Source organism: Terriglobales bacterium (genome assembly GCA_035937135.1).
In the GTDB taxonomy this organism is placed as follows: Bacteria; Acidobacteriota; Terriglobia; order Terriglobales; family Acidobacteriaceae; genus DASYVL01.
Map to the genome: position 1 here is coordinate 1 of DASYVL010000151.1, position 10,440 is coordinate 10,440.

A 10,440-nucleotide genomic window follows, 5' to 3' on the forward strand; every position below is an offset into this window, starting at 1 on the left:
TCTTGAATCCCTTCAACTCCGTCGTGACCGTGTAGGTCCCTACCGGCAGCAGCGCAATCTGGTAGTCGCCGGTATCGGAGGTGGTTGCCGTCCGCGTGAAGCCGGTGCTGTTGTTCGCGGCTTTCACCGCGGCCTTGGCCAACACCGCGCCGGTCGCGTCCGACACCCGTCCTTCGAGCGTCGCGGTGACCGTCTGCGCCCGGGCCGCCAGGCTCATCAGCAGCAGAGCAAGGATCGTAAGCAGGGAAGTGCAAGTGCGGGCGAAGGCCTTCATGACAAGTTCACCTCGGGATTTGAGTTGGAGAGAAGCCACACAGCCCTGAGTAAGGCGGGCCGATTGGACTAAAAACCACCGCCCCTTGTCAAGGCAGCTGGGGTAGTGGGGACAAGCCCGCCCCAAGCCGCACCTTAAGCCCTTCCGTCTTTTGCATTTGGCCTTTTGTATCTTTCTTCCTGCCTTCTGATAATCTAGGCCCCTCTTTTTTCCTGGACACCCATGTATCCTCGGTCCTTCCACTACCATCGCGCCGGCTCGCTGGAGGAGGCGGTTTCTATGCTCTCCTCGCTGGGCCCGGAGGCGCGCCTGCTGGCCGGCGGGCAAAGCTTGATCCCGCTGATGAAACTGCGCCTGGCCGCTCCCCAGCATCTGGTGGATATGAACTTCGCTCCCGGGCTCTCTTACATTGATTCTGCCGGCTCGCAGCTGCGGCTCGGCGCCATGACCCGTCACTCGGAGCTGGAAGCCTCGGCGGAAGCCCGCCGCATTCCCATCCTGCACGACTGTGCCGCCGGCATCGCCGACGTGCAGGTGCGCAACCGCGGCACCATCGGCGGGTCGCTCGCGGAAGCCGACCCCACCGGCGACTGGGCCCCGGTGCTGCTCGCCCTCGGCGCCGAAGTGGTCTGCCTCAGTCCTCAGGGCCAGCGCGTGCTGCCCCTCGCCTCCTTTATCAAGGACGCTTTCACCACCGCGCTCACGCCCGCGGAGCTGGTGCGCGAGATCATCGTCAAGACTCCGGCCGCGAAGAGCGGCGGCGCCTATTTCGCCTTCAAGGCCTGCGCTCCCGTGTATGCCGCGGCCGGCGCCGCCGCGCAGCTCACGCTCAAAGACGGCGTCTGCTCCGCCGCCGGCATCTTCTTGGGCGCCGTCGCGCTCACCCCGGTTCATGCCGCGGAGGCGGAAGCCGCGCTGATGGGCAAGGCCGTGAATGAAAAGTCCATCGCTGCCGCTGCCGAAGCCGCAGCCGCCGCCTCGGATCCGCCCGCCGACCTGCGCGGCTCCAAGGACTACAAGCGTTCGCTGGTCCGCGCGCTGGTCACGCGCGCCCTGGACGCCGCCCACCGCCGCGCCCGGGGAGAACCCGTGGAGGTCTCGCATCTTTATGCCTGACGCTCCCGCGCTCGTCCCCATCCGCGTCACCGTGAACGGCAAAGCGCATTCGCTCTCCGTCGAGCCTCGCACGCTCCTGGTCGAGTTGCTGCGCGAGACGCTGAACCTCACCGGCACGCACATCGGCTGCGACACGTCGTTCTGCGGCGCCTGCACCGTGATGCTCAACGGCGCGAGCGTGAAGTCCTGCACCGTCTTTGCCGTGCAGGCCGACCAGGGCGACGTCCTGACCGTCGAGGGCCTGGCCAAGAACGGCGAGCTGCATCCCATCCAGCAGGCCTTCGTCGAGCACCACGGACTCCAGTGCGGATACTGCACCCCCGGCATGCTGCTCTCGACCTTGCAGTTGCTGCAGACGAACGCGCAGCCGGAGGAGAAAGACGTCCGCAAGGCTATTGCCGGCAACTGCTGCCGCTGCACCGGGTATCAGAACATCTTCAAGGCGGTGGCTGACGCCGCCCACCGCATGGAGAAGAGCTGACCATGCCCTTCGCATTTTCCGGCGACTTCGTGGTTTCCCGCTCGCGCGAGGAGGTCTACGACTTCCTCACCGACCCCAAGGCGTTTGGCCCGCTGCTGCCAGATTTCCAGGGTGTCAACGAGGAGGGACCCGGCCGCTGGACCCTGAAGATGAACGTCGGCGTTGCGCATATCCGGGGAACGGCGGGCGTGCGGCTGATCCTGGCCGCGCAGAAGCGCCCGGAGAGCGCCGAGTACATCGGCCAGGGACAGTTCGCCGGAGGCAGCGTCAACCTCACCGCCAGCTTCGAGCTTTCCGACGCCGCGCCCGGCACCCAGGTCCGCTGGAAGGGCGAAGCGCAAGTCTTCGGCGCTCTCGCGTCGCTTGCGGGAGGGCTGCTCGAACCCATGGTGCAGAAGAACCTGAAGACGGTGACGGACAGCTTGAAACAGGCTTTGAGTTAGCAGACGGATGGCGAAGAAGACCAAACCGAAGTCTGAAGCGCCGCGCTGGGTGGGCCGCTCGCTCACCCGCAAGGAAGAGCCGCGCCTGGTCCGCGGCCAGGGCAAGTTCATCGACGACTTCAAGCTTCCCGGCATGGTGTACATGAAGCTGGTGCGCTCGCCCTACGGGCACGCCCGCGTCGTCAAGATCAACGTGGACGCCGCTGAGGCCCATCCCGGAGTGCTGTGCACGCTGACCGGCGCCGAAGTGGCGAAGCTAGTCCAGCCCTTCATCGAGATTGGCCCCGAGCCCGGCGGAAAGATCGTGGACTACCCCATGGCCTCCGACGTCGCTCGCTACCAGGGCGAGCCGGTGGCCGCCGTGGTCGCGGAATCGCGCCACGCCGCCGAGGACGCCGCCGAACTCGTCGAAGTGGACTATGAACCGCTCCCCCCGGTGATGGACGCCGAGGAGGCCCTGCTCGACCGCACCGTGCTGCACGCGGCTTCTGGCACCAACAAAGTCTGGGAGGGCGTCTTCGAGTACGGTGACGTGGAGAAGGCATTCAAGCAGGCCGCGCACGTCGTCCACATCGACCGCCTGCACTGCCACCGCTTTTCGTCCACGCCGCTGGAGAACAACGCCATCATCTCGCAGTGGGACCTGAGCGACCAGCGCATCCGCTACTGGTGCAACAATTCCTTCCCCACCTTCGCCATCCAGTTCCTGTCGCCGGCGCTGGGCGTGCGCATTGACCAGATCCGCGTGGAGACCCACGACATCGGCGGCAGCTTCGGCATCAAGATCACCAACTATCCCTACATGGCCATCGGCGCGCTGGCCTCGCGCAAGTGCGGCGGACGCCCGGTGAAGTGGACGGAAACGCGCAGCGAGCACCTGACCGCCAGTGCCCACGGCAACGAGCGCACCTTCCGCGATACGCGCGTCGCCCTGGACAAGAACGGCGTCATCACCGCCCTCACCTCGCGCCACATCGACGACTGCGGCGCCTACCCGCGCTACGAGCCGCTGGGCTGCGTCATCTGGTCGCAGGTCTTTCCCGGCTGCTACCGCTTCCGCAATGCCCGCATCGACTTCACCCAGGCGGTCACCAATAAGTGTCCCGTCGGCCCCAACCGCGGCTACTCCCGCATGCAGCACTTGTGGTTCCTGGAGCGCGTCATTGACCTCTGCGCCCACCAGCTCGGCATCCCCGCGGATGAGATGCGCCTGCGCAACTACATCCGCCCCGAACAATTCCCCTACACCACGCCCAACGGCTGCATCTACGACTCCGGCAACTATCCGAAGATGCTGGAGATGGCGAAGAAGCTCGCCGACTGGGACGACTGGAAGAAAGTGCAGGCGGAGGAGCGCGCCAAGAAGGACGGCCGCTGGATCGGGATCGGCATCGGCACCACGCTCGACTCCGGCACCAACAACTTCGGGCAGTCGCAGATCATCAATCCCAACGCGCCTTACTCCGGGCAGTCGCAGGCCGCGAGCGCCAAGCTCGATATCTACGGCGAGATCGTCGTGGCCGTCGGCTCCGTCCCCCAGGGCCAGGGACACGAGACTACCGCCTCCCAGGTGGTGGCCGACGTGCTCGGCGTCCACCCCGACCTGGTCAGCGTCCGCGTCGGCTTCGACACCGAGCGCAACGTGCACACCGGGCACTCCGGCACCTACGCCAGCCAGTTCGCCGTCTCCGGCCTCTCCGCCGTCCACGGGGCCGTCCAGATGCTGAAGGCGGAGATCCTTCGCCTCGCCGCCTTCGTCTTGAAAGCTCCCCAGAGCCGCCTGGAGATGGGAGTCGGCAAGCAGGGGCCGGAAGTCCGCGTGAAGGGCACCGACCGCTCCGTCAACTACTGGCGCCTCGCTAACCTGGCCAACGTCAACACCGCCGTCCTGCCCAAGAGCCTGCTGGACGTCACGTTGAACTGCCGCTACACCTGGCGCGCTCCCTTCAAGGTCCCGGACATCAAGCGCAAGTACGGCAACCTCACGCTCACCTACGCCTCGCAGTTGCACATCGCGGTGATGGAGATCGAGCGCGACACCTGCCGGCCGCGCATTCTGGCCTACGCCGCTGTGGACGACTGCGGCCGCGTCATCAATCCCACCATCGTCCAAGGGCAGGTGCACGGCGCCACGGCGCACGGCATCGGCGCCGCGCTCATGGAAACCTGCGCCTACTCCTCCGACGGCAACATGCTCACCTCCACCTTCAGCAGCTACACCCCCATCACCTCGCTGAACATGCCCACGCTGCGCTGCGGGCATCTGGAGACTCCCTCGCCGCACAGCTACAACGGGGCCAAGGGCATGGGAGAAGGCGGCGCCGCCCCGCTGCACACCATCAGCGCCGCGCTGCAGGACGCGCTCTACGCCAGCGGCGTCATCATCTCCGACTCCCACAACACGCCCGACAGCATCTTCGCCGCTCTTGCCCGCGCCTCCCAGGGCCGCGATGCCAACGTCCGCACCGAACGCCCCGGAAAATAATGAAGAAGGTGTGCATCATCGGCTGTGGAGCGATCGGCTCGCTCTACGCCGCGCACCTCGCTCGGGTCACGGAAGTCTGGGCCTTCGTCCGCCGCCCCGAACACGCCCGCGCTCTGAACGAGCACGGCCTACGCGTCTCCGGCACCCACGACTTCACCGCCAAACTTCGCGCCACCGCCGATCCCAAGGAACTTCCGCCCTGCGACCTCGGCATCGTCGCCTCCAAGGCTACGCAGACCGAACAGGCCTTCGCGCCCGTCGGCCATCTCTTCGATCACGGCGCGGTCCTCAGCGCCCAGAACGGCCTGGGCAGCGAAGAGGTCATCGCCAAGCACACCAAGGGCTACGTTCTCCGCGGCACCACATTCATGAGTGGCACCCGCCACAGCGACACCCACGTGCAGTACGAACTCGACACCGCCACCTGGCTCGGTCCCTTCGAGCCGACCAACACTCCATTCGCCCTGGTGAAGGAAGCCGCCGAACTGCTCATCGCTGCTGGCCTCAAGGCCGAGCCGCTCGAGGACTGCAAGCCCGCGCAGTGGTCGAAGCTCATCTTCAACGCCTCGGTAAACTCCGTCTCCGCGCTCACCGAGCTGCCGCACTGTCCGTCCTTCGCCGACGAACGCTCGCCCGCCGCCCTCGGCCACCTGCTGCACGCGCTCATCGAGGAAGGGAAGCGGGTCGCTGCCGGCCTCGGCATCCGGCTCCACGACGACCCCTGGGAGATGAACAAGATCGGCGCGCAGACCAACCACCCGCCCTCCATGCTGTACGATATCCAGCGCAAAAACCCGACCGAGGTGGACTTCCTGGGCGGTGCCATCGCCCGCGAAGCCAAACGCGCCGGCCTGGCCGCTCCGCTACACACGGCGCTGTATGCGCTGATCAAGGGGAAGGAAGCCGCTTGGTCTGAAAAAGAATGAGCTGGCCTAAGGACACCGCGAAACTCGACCGCGTCCGTGCCCTGATGAAGGAGCGCGACCTTACCGCGCTCGTGGTCCGCGCGCCCGACAACATCGTCTACCTCACCAACTACTGGTGCATGAAGGGATACGACGTCGCCATCTTCCCCCGCGAAGGCGAGCCCATCCTCTGCGCCATCGAGCCCCAGCTCGCGGACGCCGAGCGCAATGCGTGGACGAAGGACATCCGCCTCTTCAAGGGCTACGACGAGCGCGACCCGCGTCCGCCCAATGCTCGCGCCCTCGACCTCGCTCTCCAAGTTCTCAAGGAGCGCGGGCTCACCGACAAGGTCGGCATCGAACTCACCAACTCCACTCAGGCGGCCGACCGCATGGTAGGCGAGCCCACGGTCTACTCGCAGCCCTACTTCGACGCCTTCAAGCCGGTCGCCGGCCAAGTTCTCGACGCCATGCCGCTGCTGATCGAGGCCCGCTCCATCAAGACGGCGCAGGAAATCGAGCGCATGCGCATCGCCAACGAACTTGCCGCGCTAGCCATGGAGCACTGCCGCCAGAACATGAAGCCGGGGATGAAGGAGAGCGAGGTCGGCGCCATGTTTGAGGGCTTCGTCCACGGCGTCGGCGTCGGCTACAAGAATAAGGTAGAGATGGCGCGCGCCTTCACCCTGGTGTGGTCCGGCCCCGGCATCGCCACCTTCACCGCCACCGGCGACCGCCCCATCCAGCAGAACGAGCCCACGCTCTTCGAGATCTGGGTCTGCGTGGACGGCTACTGGAACGACCTGACGAAAAATCTCTGCCCCGGCTCGCTGACCGCGAGATACAACACGCTGCTCGACCTGCTGCTGAAGGTTTTTAATGAGGCCATCGGCTACGCCCGCGACGGCGCGCCACTGCCCGAACTTGACCGCCTGATCCGCGCCCGCATCGCCGAAGGCGGATATCCCGGCCAGCCCTCGCATCCGGTGGCCCACGGCGTGGGCGCCCGCGCTCACGAGCCGCCCTACGCTCACCAGGCCGGCTCCGGCACCATCCGCAAGGGAATGGTCTTCGCCATCGAGCCCGGCATTTATTGGGAGGGTGGCGGCGGCCTGCGCCTGGAGGACAATTTCCTCATCACCGCAAACGGCAACGAGAAACTCTGCTCTTTCCCCGACGACTTCCGCACTCTGGGTTCTTGAGCTACACTTTTCCCGCCCATGCCCGCCAAGCGCACATCCGCCGATCGCATCCTCTCCCACATCGACGAGCAGGAAATCGTCGCCATGGCGCGCGACGTCATCAATATTCCCAGTTCTACCGGCGAGGAGCTGGGGATGGCCGTCTACCTGCGCCGCGTCTTCGAGGAGATGGGTCTGGAAGTCGCCTGGCAAGAGGTGGAAGACGGCCGCGCCAACGTGGTCGCCCGCCTGCCCGGAACGGGCAACGGCAAGAGCCTGATGTTCAACGGCCACATGGACACCTCCAACACCGGCCGCGAACCGTTCCTCACCGGCATCGGCTACAAGCCGCGCGCCGTCCTGAAGGACGGCATGATCTTCGGCCTGGGCATCTACAACATGAAGGGCGCGCTGGTCTGCTACACCCACGCCGTCAAGGCTTTGCAGGCCGCCGGGGTCCGGCTGGACGGGGATGTCCTGATCGCCGCCGTGGTGGGGGAAATCGAGAAAACCCAATGGAGTGAAGAGTTTACGGGGAAACAGTACCGGGGCTACGGGGTGGGGTCCCACCACCTGGTCAACCACGGCGTGCTACCCGATATGTGCATCCTGGGCGAGCCTACCGACATGCAGATCGTCCTCGGCCACTACGGCTCGCTCTGGGCGCGCATCTCCACCCGAGGCAACTACGTCCATACCGCCTTCGCCGCCGGACGGGAGCAGGAGAACTCCATCCGGCGCATGCGCGACGTGCTGCACGCGGTGGAAGAATGGGCCGCCGGGTGGCGTGAGAAGGCCGCCTATGGCAACAAGAAAGGCTTCGTGAACCTGGGCGGGATCCGCGGTGGCGATCCCTGGCGCGCCAGCCGCACCCCGGACCGCACCGATCTTTTTCTCGACGTCCGCGTCCCGCCCACCATGTCCATGCAGCGCGCCGGCCGGGAGTTGAAGAAGCTGTTCCTCGACCTGCGCAAGAAACATCCCAACTACGGCCTGGAGTTCGAGACCTACGTCTCCGTCCCCGGCGCGGAGATCTCGGAGAAGCATGAGCTGGTGAAGGCGATCGAGAAGTCGCACCGCAGCGTCACCGGCAAGCGTCCTGCGCGCGATACCGTGCTCTGGTCCTCGGACGCCTCCGTGCTTTCCCGCTACGGCATCGACACGGTGAACTACGGTCCCTCCAGCGGACCGCGCGACGCGCAGGGCGAGAAAGTCCGCATCAAGACGCTGGTGGAGATGACGAGAATCTACGCTCTCGTTGCCGCGGATCTTTGCGGCAAGAACAATGCAAAATAAAAAAATGCACAATGCAAAATGAAACGCACAATCAAGAACGAACCTGCGCTGCGTGAGGACGTCAGGTCCTCATTTTGCATTTTGCATTTTTAATTTCTGAGCCCTTGCCATGCCTTCTGAGGCTGAGATCCAACGCCGCTACTCCAACCTCCGCGCCGCCATGGCGCGAGAGGACTGCGACGCTCTCGTGGTCTGCGGCAATCAGTACGCCGGCTTCGAAGGAGCGGTGCGTTACGCTTCCGGTTTCGAGATCGTTCACCGCTATGCGCTCGTACTCCTGCCGATGGAAGGCGAACCCACGCTGCTGTTTCCCGCCGAGGCGCGTTGGATCGGCGACAAATCCAAACCCTGGGTGCAGGAACACGTGTGGGCGGAAGTGCCGGGGGAATGGTTGAACGAGCAGGTTCGCAACCAGCACTGGAAGCGCATCGCCATCTACGGCATGAACGACGTCATGACGGTGAAGGACTACCGCGTGCTCGCCAACAGTCCGGCGGACCTTTTCCCTTTCGACCTCCAGTTCGATCTGGCGCGCGCCGTCAAGAGCGAGGAAGAACTCAAAGAGGTCCGCGACAGCATGGCCATCATCCTCGACGGCTTCTGGGAACTGGTGCGCGCCTTCGAGCCTGGCAAGACCGAAGCCCAGATCATGGCGCCCGCCGTCGAGCGCTTTTTCGCCCGCGGCGCCGGACCGCGCATGATGAACATCGTGCTCTCCGGTTCGGGCGGCCAGGCCGAAGCGCACTTCAAGGTGCCGGCGCACCGCGTGGTGGGCCGCGACGACCTCATGCTCTACTCGCTCGAGATCACCGGGGCCGAAGGTTACTGGGTGGAATTCTCCCGTGCCCTCATCCGCGGCCAGGCCAGCCCGGTCACCGAGAGGATGAAGGAAGCGTATCCCGCGGCCATGGAAGCCGCGCGCAAGCTGCTGCGGGAAGGCGAGCTGGCCAGCGCCGTCCATCGCGCCGTAGCGGACGTCTTCCGGCGCCACGGATTCGCGCTCGGACACCTCTCCGGCCACGGCATCGGCGCCACCATGCTCGAGTATCCCTCCATCGGCGCCAGCTCGCCCTCGACTGACATCGAGCTCAAGGAAAACATGATATTTTCCCTCCATCCCCAGGTCGTGGACCAGGATGGCAAGGTCTGCCTTTACACCCAGGATACCTACCGCGTGGGCAAGACCGAGGGCGAGAACTTGGCCGACGTCCCCTGGCGCTTCTTCACCGGGGAGGAGGAGCGGCCGCAATGAAGATCTGCGTCATCGGCTGTGGCGCCGTCGGCAGCCTGTTCGCCGCGCACCTGGCGCGCGCCGCCGAGGCTGAGGTTTTCGCCTACGACCTCGCCCGCGACCACGTGGACGCCATCCAGCGCAGCGGCCTGCGCCTTTCCGGCGAGGCCGACTTCACCGCCCGCCTCACCGCCACCGCCGATCCCAAACAACTTCCGCGCTGCGACTACGGCATCGTGGCCACGAAGTCCATCCACACCAAGTCGGCCATCGAGCAAGTCGCACACATCTTCGACGACGCGAGCGCCGTCTGCTCGGTGCAGAACGGCGCGGGCAACGAAGAGCTCCTGGCCGAGCGCGTGAAGTTCGTCATCCGCGGCACCACGTTTCCCGCCGGACATATCGTCGCCCCCGGCCACGTCGGCTACGACATCAAGGGCGACACCTGGATCGGCCCCTTCGAGCCGACGAAGACTCCGATGAAGAAGGTGGAAGAGCTCGCCGGCCTGCTCACCCGCGCCGGCATGAACACCATCGCGCTCGCCGACGCCCGCGGCGCGCAGTGGACAAAACTCATCTTCAACGCCGGGACCAACCCGGTGGGCGCGCTCACCGGATTGCATCACGGCGCCGCCACGTTCTTCCCGCCCACCGGCGAACTCTTCGAGGCGCTGATCGACGAAGGCCTGGCCGTCGCCAAAGCTCTGGGCATCGAGCTGCACAACGATCCCAAGGCGCTGGTGCTCAAAGCCGCCAACGCTCCCGGCAAGCACAAGGCCTCGATGCTTCAGGACGCTCTCGCGCATCGCCAGACGGAGGTCGACTTCATGAACGGCGCCATCGTTCAGTGGGGCGAGAAGCTCGGAGTCCCCACGCCGCTCAACCGCGCCGTGTGGGCGCTGGTGAAAGGTTTGGAGGATTCGTGGAAGAAACCGTGAGTGCTTTGCTTTACATCCCGAGCGAAGCGAGGGAGCCCTACTGGAGAATCCGTTCAGGGGTAGGGATTCCTCGCTGCGCTCGGAATGTTG

Annotated in this window: 10 protein-coding genes; 9 read left to right on the forward strand and 1 reads right to left on the reverse strand. The window is 65.5% G+C overall.

The window, feature by feature from the left end; genetic code table 11:
- A partial coding sequence (locus VGQ94_08890; protein HEV2022632.1) for a carboxypeptidase-like regulatory domain-containing protein occupies positions 1 to 274 on the reverse strand: 274 nt, incomplete at its 3' end.
- A gap of 222 nt (positions 275 to 496) precedes the next feature.
- On the opposite strand from VGQ94_08890, the gene VGQ94_08895 reads away from it, so the two are divergent.
- The 9 genes from VGQ94_08895 (at position 497) to VGQ94_08935 (ending at position 10,350) form a co-directional block, all read left to right on the forward strand.
- Entirely contained in the window at positions 497 to 1,390 is an 894-nt protein-coding gene (locus tag VGQ94_08895) for a xanthine dehydrogenase family protein subunit M (protein HEV2022633.1), read from the forward strand.
- Entirely contained in the window at positions 1,383 to 1,871 is a 489-nt protein-coding gene (locus VGQ94_08900) for a (2Fe-2S)-binding protein (GenBank protein HEV2022634.1), read from the forward strand. The genes VGQ94_08895 and VGQ94_08900 overlap by 8 nt, the downstream gene beginning before the upstream one ends.
- 2 nt (positions 1,872 to 1,873) lie before the next feature.
- Positions 1,874 to 2,314 (forward strand): SRPBCC domain-containing protein, encoded by a 441-nt coding sequence (locus VGQ94_08905; protein ID HEV2022635.1) that lies wholly within the window; start codon positions 1,874 to 1,876, stop codon positions 2,312 to 2,314.
- Positions 2,315 to 2,321: 7 nt separating this feature from the next.
- Positions 2,322 to 4,799: a xanthine dehydrogenase family protein molybdopterin-binding subunit gene (locus VGQ94_08910; GenBank protein HEV2022636.1), complete on the forward strand. Its 2,478-nt coding sequence runs from the start codon at positions 2,322 to 2,324 to the stop codon at positions 4,797 to 4,799.
- Positions 4,799 to 5,725 (forward strand): 2-dehydropantoate 2-reductase, encoded by a 927-nt coding sequence (locus tag VGQ94_08915; GenBank protein HEV2022637.1) that lies wholly within the window; start codon positions 4,799 to 4,801, stop codon positions 5,723 to 5,725. Before VGQ94_08910 ends, VGQ94_08915 begins: the two co-directional genes overlap by 1 nt.
- Complete coding sequence (locus tag VGQ94_08920) at positions 5,722 to 6,906, forward strand: Xaa-Pro peptidase family protein (protein HEV2022638.1); 1,185 nt, start codon at positions 5,722 to 5,724, stop codon at positions 6,904 to 6,906. The genes VGQ94_08915 and VGQ94_08920 overlap by 4 nt, the downstream gene beginning before the upstream one ends.
- A gap of 18 nt (positions 6,907 to 6,924) precedes the next feature.
- On the forward strand, positions 6,925 to 8,181 hold the full coding sequence (locus tag VGQ94_08925; GenBank protein HEV2022639.1) for a M20/M25/M40 family metallo-hydrolase: 1,257 nt from the start codon (positions 6,925 to 6,927) through the stop codon (positions 8,179 to 8,181).
- A 109-nt stretch (positions 8,182 to 8,290) separates the two neighbouring features.
- A complete protein-coding gene (locus VGQ94_08930) occupies positions 8,291 to 9,433 on the forward strand; it encodes a M24 family metallopeptidase (protein ID HEV2022640.1) in 1,143 nt (380 codons plus the stop codon).
- Complete coding sequence (locus VGQ94_08935) at positions 9,430 to 10,350, forward strand: ketopantoate reductase family protein (protein ID HEV2022641.1); 921 nt, start codon at positions 9,430 to 9,432, stop codon at positions 10,348 to 10,350. The genes VGQ94_08930 and VGQ94_08935 overlap by 4 nt, the downstream gene beginning before the upstream one ends.
- Positions 10,351 to 10,440: the final 90 nt, after the last annotated feature.